Source organism: Arenibacterium sp. CAU 1754 (assembly GCF_054482635.1).
Genome location: NZ_JBTLRG010000005.1, coordinates 194845 through 208558 on the forward strand (window position 1 = coordinate 194845; position 13714 = coordinate 208558).

A 13714-nucleotide genomic window follows, 5' to 3' on the forward strand; every position below is an offset into this window, starting at 1 on the left:
ACCTTTTTACATCTTGCATTCTATGTCTGGTCTGGGCCTGCGGAATTCAAGCGCAATTTTCAAGGGGGCGGGTGTCTGTTCCAGAACACCAGCCCCCAAAGCGCATTCAGCGCAATCAGGAATATCCCGCCTAGCTCCAAAAGCCAGTTCATTCGCACATTCATGACCGAGGACAGGATGAACGCGTCGAAATGATGAAACCCGATGGCGCGCACGGCGATAAAGGTCATCAGGCAGATCACCCCGGCCAAGGCAATTCCGATGTGGCTCAACTGGCGGCGCAGGGCCAAGAACAGGAAAACTCCGATCACCGCACAAGCGGCCAGAACGCCCATGATGAACCGGTATTGAAAGGCGCGTCGCTCACCATACCACCCCTGTATCTGGGAAACGCACCGACCGAGTGCGGTCAGGGCCGATTGCAGATCAAGCTGCTTGTTCACCATCAGGGCCATCAGCAGAATACCCATGACCAGCCCGAACCGGCGCACGCCCGCATGGGGCGAGCGGGAAAACCCCGCAAAACACAACAGCCCGGCCAGACCATAGGCGGCCACGGTGACCCATCCCATGATGCTGGGGTCGCCAATGGTCGGCGACCAGCGGGCGGCGACACAATCAAAAAGCGCGTTCATGGTTTGACGGCCCGTGCCGGGTTGCCCACGACTGTGGCCCCGGCGGCCACATCGTGGGTTACCACGCTGCCGGCGCCGATAATTGCATTGTCGCCCACCGTGACACCCGGCAACAGTATCGCGCCGCCCCCGATCCAAACCTGTGATCCGATGGTCACCGGGCGCGCGCGCTCCAACCCTTGGGTGCGCAACGCGGGATCGCGGTGATGATCCGCGCAGTAAATCTGCACGGCGGGGCCGAACATCGTTTTGCGCCCGATGGTCACCGGGGCCGTGTCCAGAATGGTGCAGCCCGCATTCATATAGACCCCAGCCCCGACCGAGATATTGATCCCATAGGCGCAATGAAACGGCGCCTCGATCAATGCATCCTCGGCCATCGCGGCAAATGTGGCACGCAGCTTTGGCCCCGCGCCGCCGCGCGCCCGCGGGGGCAGGCTGTTGTGTTCATGCACCGCTTCGCGCGCCCGCATCTGGATCTCCAGCAACTCGGGATCCAGACAGCAGTACCAGTCGCCCGCCATCATCTTTTCCCGCGCGCTGCGGGTCATTTGAATGCTTGCGCCATGTCGCCGATCAGCTCCAGTTGGAAGGCCTCGAACCTGGCCGAGGGTTGGCGAACGTTGAAATTATGCGCCAGCGGATCGGGTGCGGTGATATTGCTTCCGGCCAGTTCGGCGATGGTCGCATGCCCGCAGAAGGGGACGTAGACTTCGGAATATCCACCCTCATGCACCAGAACCAACCGTCCGTCGCACAGGTCGGTCGCCGCCGCCTTCACCCGGGCGGTCATCTCCCTGAAGGTGTCCGCCGTGACCATCATCTGCGCCAACGGGTCATAGATTGATGCATCGAACCCGCAGGCTACGATGATCATGTCGGGCTGAAACCGGTCCAGTGCCGGGCGCACGATCTGATCCATCACCGCAAGATAGCCCACATGACCAGTGCCGGCGGGCAAAGGCACGTTGATGTTGCACCCGTCGCCCGCACCCGTGCCCCGGTCGGTGATCGCGCCGGTATCCAGCGGATAGTTTCCCTCCTGGTGCAGGGAAATGGTCAGCACATCGTCACGGTCATAGAATATTGCCTCGGTGCCGTTACCATGGTGCACGTCCCAGTCGATGACCGCGACCTTGCCCAGCCCGTGCCGCGCCTTGGCGGTCTCGATCGCGATGGCGATGTTGGCCAACAGGCAGAACCCATTCGGGAAATCAGGCAGGCAATGGTGCCCAGGCGGTCGCGATAGGGCATAGGCGTTGTCCATGTCGCCACTCAGGACCGCCGCAACGGCCGCACTGGCCAACCCCGTGGACAGGGCCGCAATCTCGAACCCGCCGGTGGCAAAAGGCGTACGCTGGCCCAGCTCGCCCCCTCCGGCATCCGACAGGCGTTTGAATTCGCTCAGGTAACTTTCGGGATGGATGCGGGCCAAGTCCTCCCAACTGGCGGGATCGGCACTGCGCACATCCAGATCGCCGATCAACCCGGTCACATCCATCAGGTTCTTAAGCCGCCGCTTGGTTTCCGGGTTCTCGGGCAAGCCGCCTGCGGCCAGCGGCTGCACCAGACCGCCGATCTGCATGGTTGCGGCATAATTGCCCCCTGCGTGCCAGAAACACCGCTCGTCCCAGAAAAAACCGGTCGCCATTGTCAAATCTCCCGTGGTTTGGTGCGAAATATTCACCTGCCACGGCCAAAAGTCTATGGCGCAATCCCGCCAATCCGGTGCAGCGTGCCCCCATGGCGAAAGCAAAACTCAGAAACCTGCCAGATCTGTCCGATCTGGCCGTGCCCGATGCCCGCATTGCGGTCCGCGTGACGCCAAAAGCGGCGCAGACCAGCCTGAAACGCGACGGCGATCACCTGCGCGCGACGGTCACCGTGGCTCCGGAAAACGGCAAGGCCAACGCCGCCGTTCAGGCGCTTTTGGCGGCGGCCCTCGGCGTGGCGCCATCCCATCTGACATTGGTGTCGGGACAGACCGCCCGGAACAAGGTGTTCGCCTACTCGGACCGGACGTCGCGCACCTGATACACACCCTCGGGCAGATCCAGCGCCGCCCCAAGGTCGCGCAATTGCTCGGGCGACAGGGTGACGCGCATGATCTGTTCGGTGCGCGGATCCAGCTGTTCGATGGTCACGCATTCGGCAAAGCTGTTGATGACGACATCCTCTTGCAGGGGCGCGCTGCCCTCATCGACAAGAGTGATCACTGTTGAGTCGAATTCATGCTCGATCGTAAACATAATGCCAAAGTGACCCGCTGCGCGCCCCTTTGCAAGCGGCATTCCCCGCTAACCGCATCCCCCCACTGGAAGCCGCTGCTGGCTGTGCTAATCTTTGCCCAACGAATGAAGAAAGGACTGTTCATGCGCCGGATTCTTGTGGCCATGGCCCTGTTTGTCGGGGCCTGTGATGTGGTGATCGAACCCTCTGCGCCGGGTGTCCCGGTGCCGGTCAGCGCGCAGGCGCAATCCCAACCCGCGCTCAGCCCCGATCAGGCTGCGCGCAGCTTTGCCCAGGTGGTCGCGGCGGTCGAACCCGTGGCCGAGCGGGAATGTCGCCGCCTGACCCCGTCCAGCAACTGCGATTTCCGCATTGGCGTTGATCCGCGCCGCAACGCCCCGCCCAACGCCTATCAGAGCGAGGATTCACAGGGCCGTCCGCAGATCACATTCACCCAGTCGCTGATCGCCAGCGCCCGAAATGCCGATGAGCTTGCCTTTGTCATGAGCCACGAAGCCGCGCACCACATCCGCAGCCACCTGGCCCGTCAGCGCCGCAACGCGGCCACCGGTGCGGTCATCTTTGCCGGGCTGGCCACGCTGACCGGGGTGGACCCCAGCAACCTGGACACGGTGCAGGAACTGGGCGCGGCGGTCGGGGCGCGCAGCTATTCCAAGGAATTCGAGCTTGAGGCCGATCAACTGGGCACGATTATCGCCCACCGCGCCGGGTTCAACCCGCTGCGCGGTGCCGAATTCTTTGCCCGCATTCCCGATCCGGGCGACCGGTTCCTTGGCACCCACCCGCCCAATGCCGCGCGTCTGCAAACCGTGCGGCGCACCAGCGCGCAGCTGGGCCTGCTTTAGGGCCGATCCGGTCATTTGACCTGCATCAAGGGGCGGCGCGCGCCGTCCTGATACCTTGTGGCCAAGATCGAACGCCACAGGGGGGCCATCATGACCGATCAAACAACCCTGAAACGCCACGCGGCCTTGCTGGACAATATGGCCAGCGCGCTGGGCATCGACCTTGAACAGGCGACCCTGTCGGCGCAATTGCCGTTCGATCAGGTTGCTGACGCGGTGCTGCGCTGTACCGGGTGCAGCGCGCCCGATCATTGCGCCCACTCGCTGGACCAGGGCGGTGCCCGCACCTCCGCTCCGGGATACTGCCGCAACCGCGATCTATTGGCGGCGCTGAAACCGACCAACTAGGGGGCAGCCATGGAACCGCTGGGAGAACTGATGAAACACGTCCGGCTGGTGTCGGGCATGGCCAAGGTGACCGAGGCCGACCTTGTCGCCGCCTATGAAAGCGGCGCGCTCAGCCAGGAAGACTGGGCCGCGCTGGTCCAGACCTGCCGCACCTGCGGTTGGGCCAACCGGTGTGAGGACTGGCTGCAACAGACCTACCCTGTCGAGGAGGCCCCCAAACCCTGCCTCAACCGCGCCCGCCTGAGCGCGCTGAAAAAGCTGAAAGAAACGCTCTAAAGTTTGGAATGCGTCCCGTCACACAGGGGCGCCTTGCCGGTCGCCTTGCAGCCGCAAAAGAACACCTTTTTATCCGCCTCTGCGGTGTATTTCACCGGGGTGATCCCGGTGTCCTTGTGCGACCCGTCGCAAAACGGCTGGGTCCCCGATTTCCCGCAAGCGCACCAGAAATAGGTTTTCCCCTCGCTCACCTCGACCGGATAGGGGGCTTTCTGGGCAATGATCGGGGCTTCTGACATGGCTGGGGTCTCCCTTGGCTGATTTGAAGGGGAGGATAGCGCGGTCTGGGCGAAAGAACAGTCTCGCGTTCAGGAGTGCCAAATTCGTGCAAAGCACGAATAGCGCCCGACCCTCCCCCCGGGAGGGCGCTTCACGCCCACCCAGGGTCGGGCGCTGGCATTGTCAGTGTCAGCATGTTTGAATTTTGAGGCATCTAGGTTTTTGTTAGCGTGTTCATTTCAGAAAGGAGTTCTTTGTGGCCGAAAAATTTGAAGTTCGTACTCAATCCGAAATTTTCATTCACAATGATATGTTTAGTTGTGCTGATTGGTACTTTAAAAAAATCAATGAAAAAATTTTCGGAGGAGAAGCGTACTGGGGTTGGCTATGACATGACGGCATGTCTTTTGTTCTCCGCATTCTCGATTGAAGCAAAGATCAACTTTGTTGGCTGGAAAGTCTTAGAGAAGGGGTGGCCGGAGCGAGCCAACTTGCGAGAAAAGATAGACCTTCTTAACGAAATACTGGGTTTAGACCTCAATTGGGGAACTAAGCCTCTTCAGACTTTAGCAAAATTGAAAAAGTTCAGAGACACTATTGCGCACGGAAAACCGGAAATCGTGGATGAAACAAAAGTGGTGAAAGTCGAGCCAGAAGTCTGGGATGCATTAAAGGGTCAGTGGGAAGCTGTTATTAATGAAAACTTCGTCGCCGACTGTCGCAACGCAGAGAAAGAGCTGTGGGACTTAATGCTAGAAAAAGCAGATATTCCTGAACACCAAACCCTTACTCACGGCGGTCATTCGTTGGCATTCATTCGGGAAGCTTGAGTTTGCCCCACAAATCATACTCCCCGGCCTCATCCACCTCAACCGTAACGATATCGCCGGGTTTCAACGTCTCGAACCCCTCATCAATAAACAGGTTCCCGTCAATCTCGGGGGCGTCGGCCTTGGTGCGGCAGGTGGCGGCGTCTTCGTCGACCTCGTCCACGATTACCTGCATCGTCTGGCCCACCTTGGCGGCCAGTTTCGCCTCGGAAATTTCCTGGCTTTTGGCCATGAACCGGTCCCACCGGTCCTGTTTGACCTCTTCCGGCACATGATCGGGCAGGGCGTTTGACCGCGCCCCATCAACGTTTTCGTACTGAAAACATCCAACGCGATCCAACTGTGCCTCGTCCAGCCAGTCCAGCAGGGTCTGGAATTCCTGCTCGGTCTCCCCCGGGTACCCAACAATAAAGGTCGAGCGCAGGGTGATATCAGGGCAAATCCCGCGCCAGGCGGCGATTTCGTCCAGCGTTCTGGACCCCGCCGCCGGGCGTGCCATGCGTTTCAGCGTATCGGGGTGGGCATGCTGAAACGGGATGTCCAGATAGGGCAAAATCCCCCCCTCGGCCATCATCGGGATCAACTCGCGCACATGCGGGTAGGGATAGACGTAATGCATCCGCACCCAGGCCCCCAGCGTGCCCAAATCGCGCGCCAGATTGAGGAACGGAAACTTGGTTTCCCGATCCTTCCAGTCGGTGCCATAGGCGCTGGTGTCCTGCGAGATCACCAAGAGTTCGCGCACCCCGTTTTCAACCAGCTTTTCGGCCTCGCGCATCACCGCATGGGCCGGGCGGCTGGCCAGTTTGCCGCGCATGTCGGGGATGATGCAGAATTTGCATTTGTGGTTACAGCCCTCGGAAATCTTGAGGTAGCTGTAATGGCGCGGCGTCAGCGACACGCCCGTGGCCGGCAGCAGGTCGATGAACGGGTCCGGGTCGGGCGGCACGGCGGTATGGACCGCATCCAGCACCTGTTCGTACTGGTGCGGGCCGGTGACGGCCAGGACCTTGGGGTGGGCGCCGGTGATATACTCCGGCTCGGCCCCCAGGCAGCCGGTCACGATCACCCGGCCGTTCTCGGCCAGCGCCTCGCCGATCGCCTCAAGGCTTTCGGCCTTGGCGCTGTCAAGAAACCCGCAGGTGTTCACGATGACGGCATCGGCCCCTGCATAATCGGGCGAAATCCCGTACCCTTCGGCCCGCAGGCGCGTTAGGATGCGTTCACTGTCCACCAAAGCCTTGGGGCATCCCAGCGACACCATGCCAATGGTGGGCTGTCCGGGGCGCGGCGTATCGGACATGCGCGCGCGCGGGGCAAGGTCGGGGCGAAGATCGGGCGGATTGGTGCTCATCCCCGCCATATACGCAGGCCCACGCCCGGTGCAAAGGCTTTGCGCGCGGATATCCGCAGGGTAGGATAAGGAAAACAGCAGGCGGAGCAGATGTCATGCGGTGGATTTTTCGAATAATCGGGGCGCTGATCGTTGCGGCGGTTCTTTTGGTGGGTGTCGTTCTGATGCTGCCGGGGGAAAAGATCGCAAAGCTCGCCGCCGACCAGCTGCGCGCCCAGACCGGGCGCGAGGTGTCGTTTCAGGGCGATGTGACGTTCAGCTTGTGGCCGGTGCTGGGTGTCGAAACCGGCCCCGTGACCGTCGCCAATGCCGACTGGGCCGGGCCCGAGCCGATGTTGCGTGCACAAAGCCTGTCCATCGGGGTCTCGGCGCCCGATCTTGTGCGCGGCGCGATCCGGGTGAAACGGGTGGTGGCCGAGGCGCCGGAACTGAACCTGCAACGGCGCGCGGACGGGCGGGTGAACTGGGCATTCGAAACCCCCGCCGCGCCGAGCGCAGGTACCGGGCAGGGCACGGCAGCCAAATCCCGGCGCGAGATGACGTTGGAACAGATGCGCCTCAAGAACGCGCGCCTGACCTACCTGGCCGAAGGCGAGTCCCCGGTGACCTTTGCCGGGGTCGATGTCGATCTGGACTGGCCTGACCCCGCCGGGGCGGCCGATCTGCGCATAGCGATGGCCCCGAACGGGCAGGCGGTGTCGGTCGCGGCACAGATTGCCTCCTTCGCCGCGTTCATCGATGGCGCCGTTTCGCCGCTTACCGCGCGGATCAAGGCGCCTGGCAGCACGGTTGATTTCGTCGGGCGCGCCGCCAGCACGGGTGAATCCGCAGGCCGGGTCACGATCAAGACAACCGATACCGCCCGCTTGCTGTCCGCGCTGGGCGCAGGGGCCGTCGACATTCCATCCGGGGCCGGGCGCAGCGCGGATATTTCGGGCGATGTGACCTATACCACCGACGGGCGCGTCTCGCTGCGCGACATGCTGATCGGGCTGGACCAGAATCGCCTGTCCGGCGCGGCGGATGTTACCCTGGGCGACAGGCCCATGATCACCGCAAGGCTGAGCGCCGATGCGCTTGATTTCAGCGCGCTGGGCGACGGGCCGACGCAAACCGGTGGTGCGGGCACATCATCTGGTGAAACCGGATGGTCGCGCGTTCCGATTGACGCCAGCGCGCTGCGCCTTGTCGACGGGACAATCAGCCTGACCGCCAAAAGCATCAAGACCAGCACAACCCAATTGGGCGATACCAATGCAGTGCTTCAGATCGACCGGTCGCGCGCCGTTTTGGAATTGGCCCGCGTCACCGCCTTTGGCGGTACGCTGACCGGTCAATTGGTGGCCAACAACCGCAAAGGGCTGTCCGTGGGCGGCAAACTGCGCGCCTCGGATATCGAGATGAAATCGGCCCTGACCGATCTGGCCGAGGTCAAGCGCCTGTCGGGCAAGGCCACGGTCGAATTCGAGTTTCTGGGTGTGGGCCAGTCCGTCGATGCGATCATGAAATCGCTGTCGGGCAAAGGCAGCCTGAAAATGGCGCAGGGCGTGATTTCGGGGATCGACCTCAATGCGCTCATGCGCTCGGGTGAGGGCGGCGGCACCACAGTATTCGACAGCCTGACGGCCACCCATGTCATCACCAACGGCAATCTGATGAACGAGGACCTGTTGCTGCTATTGCCGAATTATCGGGCCGATGGTGTGGGGCGCATCGGATTGGGCGCACGGGATATCGACTATCTGTTCACCCCGGTGGCGACACGCGCCAACGCGGGGCAGGGGCTGGCCGTGCCGGTGCGCATCAAGGGGCCCTGGTCAAACCCCAGTATCCGCCCCGATCTTGAGGGAGTGATGAAGGCGCGCGCCGATGAAAAGATCAAGGCGCTGGAAGAGGAAACCAAGGCCAAGGCCAAGGAAAAGCTGATCAAGGAACTGGATGTTCAGGTCCCCGAAGGCCAGTCCGCCGAAGAGGCGATCAAGGACAAGCTTGAAGACGAGGCCAAGAAAGGTCTGCTCAAGCTGCTTGGCAAGGACTAATCCAAAACAAAACGGCCCCGCGGTTGCCTGCGGGGCCGTTTGCGGACTGAGGCCGGGCCTCAGATCGTTTGATCGTAATCACCGACCGAGGGCTCGGTACGGATCACGTCATCGATCTCTTTGAAAATTGCGCGCAGTTCCGCGTCGCTTTCGGGGCTTTCGCACACAACGACAAGGTTGGGTGTGTTGGATGATGCCCGTACCAGACCCCACGCGCCGTTGTCCAGAATAACCCGCGCGCCGTTGACGGTGACCACCTGTGCGATCTTGCGTCCGGCCAAGGTTTCGCCCGCATCTGCCTTGGCCACCAGCTTGGCCACCAGCCGCTCAAGAACGTCGTATTTTTCCGTGTCCGGGCAATAGGGCGACATGGTCGGCGTGGCATATGTTTTCGGCAGCGCCTTGCGCAGGTCCGACATGGACATATCCGGGTTGCGATCCATCAGCTTGCAGATTTCCACCGCCACCCGCATCCCGCAGTCGTATCCGCGCCCGATGGGTTCGGCCAGGAAATAGTGCCCGGATTTTTCGAAGCCCGCCAGCGCGCCAATTTCCTTGACCCGGCGTTTCATATGCGAATGGCCGGTTTTCCAGTAATCGGCCTTGATATCGTATTTCTGCAATTCAGGATCGCTGGCAAACAATCCTGTCGATTTCACATCGGCCACAAAGGTCGAACCGGGGTAAATCTTGGCCAGATCGCGGGCCATGATGACCCCGACCTTGTCGGCGAAAATTTCTTCTCCCTCGTCATCGACCACGCCGCATCGGTCGCCATCGCCATCAAAGCCCAGTGCGAAATCGGCCCCCGACGCTTTGACGCTGTCGGACATGTCATGCAGCATTTCCATCGCTTCGGGGTTCGGGTTGTAATTGGGAAAGGTGTAATCCAGCTCATTATGGCTCGGCACGACCTCGACCCCCAGACGCTCGAACAGTTCGGGTGCAAAGGCGGATGCGGTGCCGTTGCCGGTGGCGCAGACCACCTTGAGCTCGCGGGTCATTTTGAAATCGCCCACCAGATCTTCCAGATAGGCCTCGCGCACGCCATGCACGAATTCATACCCGCCACCGGGGCGGTGTTCACCATCGCCGTTCAGCACGATGTCACGCAATTCGGCCATTTCGTCGGGGCCATGTGTCAGCGGGCGTTCAAAGCCCATCTTTACTCCGGTCCAGCCATTAGGGTTATGGCTCGCCGTGACCATCGCCACGGCGGGCACGTCCAGATGGAACTGGCTGAAATAGGCCATCGGCGACAGGGCCGGACCGATATCCTTGACGGTGATCCCGGCCTGCATCAGCCCCAGCATCAGCGCGTTCTTGATCGACAGCGAATAGTCGCGGTAGTCATTGCCGACGGCGATCACGGGGTCGATCCCGCGCCGCTGCATCTGGGTGCCCAGACCCAGGCCCAGGGCGGTCATGCCGGGCAGGTTGATTTCCTCGGGGTATTTCCAGCGGGCGTCATATTCGCGGAATCCGGTGGGCGTGATCATTGCATCACGCAGAAATTCCCACGTGTTCGGAGTTACCTTCGCGGCAGGTTTGTTCATTTCAGACTCTCTTGAAATCGGATTACAATTGGACCGGATTTGCCTTGGCAATCCCATCCAGCGCCATCAACGTCTCGATCAGCTTTGGCATATCGTCCAGACGGATCATGTTCGGACCGTCGCTGGGCGCGTTATCGGGGTCCTGGTGGGTTTCGATGAACACCGCACCAACACCAATGGCCACGGCGGCGCGCGCCATGACCGGCGCGAATTCACGTTGTCCGCCGCTTGACCCGCCTTGCCCGCCGGGCTGTTGCACGGAATGGGTGGCGTCCATCACCACCGGATACCCTGTCTTGGCCATCTGCGGCAGCGACCGCATGTCGGCAACCAGGGTGTTATATCCGAATGTCGTGCCCCGCTCGGTCAGCAGGATGCGGTGATTGCCGGTGCTTTCGATCTTTTCTACGATGTTGGGCATTTCCCAGGGCGCCAGGAACTGGCCCTTTTTGACGTTGATCGCCGCGCCGGTGTTTCCGGCGGCCAACAGCATGTCCGTCTGGCGGCACAGGAACGCCGGGATCTGCAGGATATCCGCCGCCTCCGCGGCAGGGGCGCATTGCGCCTCGTTGTGGACATCGGTCAGCACCGGCACATGCAGCGACTTGCGAATATCGGACAGGATCGCCAGACCCTGTTCCATGCCCAGGCCGCGTTTGCCCGACAGCGAGGTGCGGTTCGCCTTGTCATAGGACGCCTTGAACACGAATTGCGCGCCATTGGCCGCGCAGATCTCCTTCATCCGTCCGGCGATCATCTGCGCGTGATCCGCGCTTTCCAACTGGCAAGGACCGGCGATAACGGTCAACGGGCGGTCATTGCCGATCGTCAGATCAGCGACTGAAACATGTTTTACGGTCACGAGGTTACCTGTTCGCGAAGAATGGAGGCCGTCAGGGACATCATCAGATAGATGCCCGAGAAGATGAGAAAAGCCAGAACGGTGTTTTCGAACTTGCGGGGATAGGTGGGGTCCTGGCTGGGCACGGGTTGTACGGATGTGGTCAGATACCGCACTTGCCGGTTGGCTTCCATCCGCGTTTGTTCGACCTGCTGCAACGCCGATTGCAGCATCAGATCGCGGGTTGCCAGATCGGCCTGCGCCATCTGGATGCGCACGGTCAGCTGCGCCAGCGAATTTTCGCCCTTCGACGCGTCGACCATCCGGTTGTTGAGGTCGGCCAGCAGGTCGCGCAAACGCCCGACATCCGCCGCGACACCATCGACCTTGGCCCGGTTGGGGCGCGCATTGTCCATCAGCGCGGCCAGTTGCAGTTCCTTTTCCTGCAATTGCAATTCCACGTTGTTGATCTGCCCGCGCAGGCTGGCAATCACGCCTTCCGGGTCCAGAATGGCACCCTGCTGCTGCAATTCGACCAGGTCTTCTTGCGCTTTGCGGCGTTCGATGCGGGCATTTTCGAACCCTTCCATCGCGTCTTTCATCTGGTCCGCGCGTTTTTGCTGGCTCAGGTTGTTCACCCGGTCCTCGGCGTAGGAAATCAAACGGCTGTTGAATTCGCTGGCCACCTGCGGATCGGCCGCCGAAACTTCCATCCGGATCACGCCCTCGGTTGGGTCATACCCGATCTTGATGTTTTTGGAGTAGGTCTTGTACGCCTCTTCGTTGGACGGGTTGTCGGTCAGACGCTGGATCGGGTCGATCCAGTCCTGCGTGAAATGCGCCTTGAACCCGATATCCTGATCCAGCCGCAGCATCGCATCCTTGGACTGCAGATAGGATTGCGTGGCAATCGAATCCTGGCTGGTGGCAAACTGCGTCCCGGTCAGCAGCCCGCCCAGACCCGAACCGCCCAGATTGTCGGCCTGCAGGATCATGAATTCGGATTTGGCCGAATACATCGGCGTTGCAACCTTATAGAAATACCACCCGACGATCGCTGTCGGCAGGAACACGAAAAATGCCAGACGGGTCAGCAACAAAACCAGCTTGCGCCGGCGGCGCAGCATGATGTCCCGCTGGATTTCCGAGATTTCGCGATTGCGCCTTTCGGCCGGGCTCATCTCGGTCGAGGGCAGGGTGGTCTTTTCCGCCGGGACCGTCTGGGGCAACTGAACCCGGTCCGATTTCGACTTGCTTTCGGCCGCTGCGGCCTCGGCGGCCGCGGTGGCGCTGGCAAAGGCATCGGGCGCGCCCCCTTCATGGGGCTCCGCGCCGCCCTTGGGCACAACCAGTTCCAGCATGTTGTTGCGCGAAAACGGATCGATCCCGTGCTGACGCAACAGGCGCACCGCGTCATAGTCGGACGTGGCGGCCAGCTTGTGTTTTTGTGCCACGCGGCGCGCCATGCGCAATTGTCGTCCGGTCAGGCCCTCGCGCTTGATCGCGTCGATCTCGGCCTCGGCGCTGGTTTCGCGGGGCGTCTCTACCTGTCCCTCGCGCGCAGGCTCCTGTTCGGGCTGGGGCTTTGCTTGCGCAGCACCTTCGGTCTCATCGGGGCCGGGCACGGGGCGCGCCTCCGGCGGCTCGGCCTCGGGGGCCGCTGCCTGATCTGCAGCGTTACGACGGACGCGGAATTTCTTAGCTTTGGGTTTCGTAGTCATAAAGCCGCTTTGCTTCTTCCAGTGTATCGAACATGTGCAGTTGCCCGTTCATCAGAACGGCTGCGGATCGAGCGTATCTTTCAAGCGTCGCGGGCGAATGCGACACGATGATGATGGTGGTGGTGCGCAGCCGCTCCTCAAGGATCGAACCGGCCTTCTTGTTGAATTCCACATCTGTTGATCCGGGCATGCCCTCGTCGATCAGGTAGATGTCAAAATCCAGCGCCAGCATCAAGGCGAACGAGAACCGCGCCCGCATGCCGGACGAATAGGTGCCCAGCGGCTGGTCGAAATATTCACCCAGATTGCACAGCCACCGGCAAAAGGATTCCACATAGTCGGGGTCAAGGCCGTAGAGTTTGGCGATATAGCGGCTGTTCTCCATCGCCGATACCTTGGTGACCACACCCCCCATGAACCCCAGCGGAAAGGACACGTTGCACATCCGGCGCACTTCGCCCTCATCCGGTTTTTCAAGGCCAGCCATGATGTTGATCAGGGTCGTCTTGCCGGTGCCGTTGGGGGCCAGAATGCCCAGCGAATTGCCCAGTTCAACCCGCAGCGACACCCGGTCCAGGATCACCTTGCGCTGGCTTCCTGTCCAAAACGATTTACTGACATCAACCAGTTCAAGCATAGTTGTTTCCGGCACTGCCCGTGCGGCCTTGGTCAACGACGGGCTTGTTGGTTTGGTTCGTGATGTGGCCGTTCCCCTTTAGCAGAGGGCTGTTAACGGCGTATTTGCCCATTTGATCCATATTATGTCTAAATGCGATAGAAATATCCAATGCCAATTGGGC

16 protein-coding genes are annotated in these 13714 nt (G+C 61.1%); 6 read left to right on the forward strand and 10 right to left on the reverse strand.

The window, feature by feature from the left end; translation table 11 throughout:
- Positions 1–59 precede the first annotated feature (59 nt).
- Genes ACXYMO_RS17495 through ACXYMO_RS17505 form a run of 3 tightly spaced genes read right to left on the reverse strand, consistent with a single transcriptional unit; the run spans position 60 to position 2286 of the window.
- Positions 60–635 carry an isopropylmalate isomerase gene (locus ACXYMO_RS17495; RefSeq protein WP_458880026.1) on the reverse strand — a complete coding sequence of 192 codons (576 nt, stop codon included), beginning with the start codon at positions 633–635 and terminating at the stop codon, positions 60–62.
- On the reverse strand, positions 632–1186 hold the full coding sequence (locus tag ACXYMO_RS17500; RefSeq protein WP_458880027.1) for a sugar O-acetyltransferase: 555 nt from the start codon (positions 1184–1186) through the stop codon (positions 632–634). The genes ACXYMO_RS17495 and ACXYMO_RS17500 overlap by 4 nt, the downstream gene beginning before the upstream one ends.
- Positions 1183–2286, reverse strand: coding sequence for a class II histone deacetylase (locus ACXYMO_RS17505; protein WP_458880028.1), 1104 nt, complete (start codon positions 2284–2286; stop codon positions 1183–1185). The genes ACXYMO_RS17500 and ACXYMO_RS17505 overlap by 4 nt, the downstream gene beginning before the upstream one ends.
- 92 nt (positions 2287–2378) lie before the next feature.
- Between ACXYMO_RS17505 and ACXYMO_RS17510 the strand changes: the two genes are divergently transcribed.
- Complete coding sequence (locus ACXYMO_RS17510) at positions 2379–2669, forward strand: DUF167 domain-containing protein (RefSeq protein WP_458880029.1); 291 nt, start codon at positions 2379–2381, stop codon at positions 2667–2669.
- Here the strand turns inward: ACXYMO_RS17510 and ACXYMO_RS17515 are convergent.
- The gene (locus ACXYMO_RS17515) at positions 2642–2884 is read right to left on the reverse strand and encodes a hypothetical protein (protein WP_458880030.1); all 243 of its coding nucleotides are present in this window, start codon (positions 2882–2884) and stop codon (positions 2642–2644) included. The genes ACXYMO_RS17510 and ACXYMO_RS17515 overlap by 28 nt on opposite strands.
- Positions 2885–3007: 123 nt before the next feature.
- On the opposite strand from ACXYMO_RS17515, the gene ACXYMO_RS17520 reads away from it, so the two are divergent.
- The 3 genes from ACXYMO_RS17520 to ACXYMO_RS17530 all read left to right on the forward strand — a co-directional run bounded on the left by ACXYMO_RS17520 (position 3008) and on the right by ACXYMO_RS17530 (position 4354).
- Positions 3008–3730 (forward strand): M48 family metalloprotease, encoded by a 723-nt coding sequence (locus ACXYMO_RS17520; RefSeq protein ID WP_458880031.1) that lies wholly within the window; start codon positions 3008–3010, stop codon positions 3728–3730.
- 90 nt (positions 3731–3820) lie between these two features.
- On the forward strand, positions 3821–4078 hold the full coding sequence (locus ACXYMO_RS17525) for a DUF6455 family protein (RefSeq protein ID WP_458880032.1): 258 nt from the start codon (positions 3821–3823) through the stop codon (positions 4076–4078).
- A 9-nt stretch (positions 4079–4087) separates the two neighbouring features.
- On the forward strand, positions 4088–4354 hold the full coding sequence (locus tag ACXYMO_RS17530) for a DUF6455 family protein (RefSeq protein WP_458880033.1): 267 nt from the start codon (positions 4088–4090) through the stop codon (positions 4352–4354).
- Here ACXYMO_RS17530 and ACXYMO_RS17535 read toward each other — a convergent pair.
- Entirely contained in the window at positions 4351–4593 is a 243-nt protein-coding gene (locus tag ACXYMO_RS17535) for a CDGSH iron-sulfur domain-containing protein (RefSeq protein WP_458880034.1), read from the reverse strand. The genes ACXYMO_RS17530 and ACXYMO_RS17535 overlap by 4 nt on opposite strands.
- A gap of 285 nt (positions 4594–4878) precedes the next feature.
- Here ACXYMO_RS17535 and ACXYMO_RS17540 point away from each other — a divergent pair, with 285 nt between their 5' ends.
- A complete protein-coding gene (locus ACXYMO_RS17540) occupies positions 4879–5403 on the forward strand; it encodes a hypothetical protein (RefSeq protein ID WP_458880035.1) in 525 nt (174 codons plus the stop codon).
- On the opposite strand, the gene rimO is transcribed toward ACXYMO_RS17540, so the two are convergent.
- Positions 5387–6757 carry a 30S ribosomal protein S12 methylthiotransferase RimO gene (gene rimO, locus ACXYMO_RS17545; RefSeq protein WP_458880036.1) on the reverse strand — a complete coding sequence of 457 codons (1371 nt, stop codon included), beginning with the start codon at positions 6755–6757 and terminating at the stop codon, positions 5387–5389. The genes ACXYMO_RS17540 and rimO overlap by 17 nt on opposite strands.
- A 95-nt stretch (positions 6758–6852) precedes the next feature.
- Between rimO and ACXYMO_RS17550 the strand changes: the two genes are divergently transcribed.
- Positions 6853–8796, forward strand: coding sequence for an AsmA family protein (locus ACXYMO_RS17550; RefSeq protein WP_458880037.1), 1944 nt, complete (start codon positions 6853–6855; stop codon positions 8794–8796).
- Between the two features lie 59 nt (positions 8797–8855).
- Here the strand turns inward: ACXYMO_RS17550 and ACXYMO_RS17555 are convergent, their stop codons facing one another.
- Genes ACXYMO_RS17555 through ACXYMO_RS17570 form a run of 4 tightly spaced genes read right to left on the reverse strand, consistent with a single transcriptional unit; the run spans position 8856 to position 13551 of the window.
- Positions 8856–10352, reverse strand: coding sequence for a phosphomannomutase/phosphoglucomutase (locus ACXYMO_RS17555; RefSeq protein WP_458880038.1), 1497 nt, complete (start codon positions 10350–10352; stop codon positions 8856–8858).
- 22 nt (positions 10353–10374) lie between these two features.
- Positions 10375–11214, reverse strand: a complete 840-nt coding sequence (gene kdsA / locus ACXYMO_RS17560; RefSeq protein WP_458880039.1) for a 3-deoxy-8-phosphooctulonate synthase — start codon at positions 11212–11214, stop codon at positions 10375–10377.
- Positions 11211–12914: a capsule biosynthesis protein gene (locus ACXYMO_RS17565; protein ID WP_458880040.1), complete on the reverse strand. Its 1704-nt coding sequence runs from the start codon at positions 12912–12914 to the stop codon at positions 11211–11213. The genes kdsA and ACXYMO_RS17565 overlap by 4 nt, the downstream gene beginning before the upstream one ends.
- Positions 12892–13551 carry an ABC transporter ATP-binding protein gene (locus tag ACXYMO_RS17570; protein WP_458880041.1) on the reverse strand — a complete coding sequence of 220 codons (660 nt, stop codon included), beginning with the start codon at positions 13549–13551 and terminating at the stop codon, positions 12892–12894. Before ACXYMO_RS17570 ends, ACXYMO_RS17565 begins: the two co-directional genes overlap by 23 nt.
- Positions 13552–13714 lie beyond the last annotated feature (163 nt).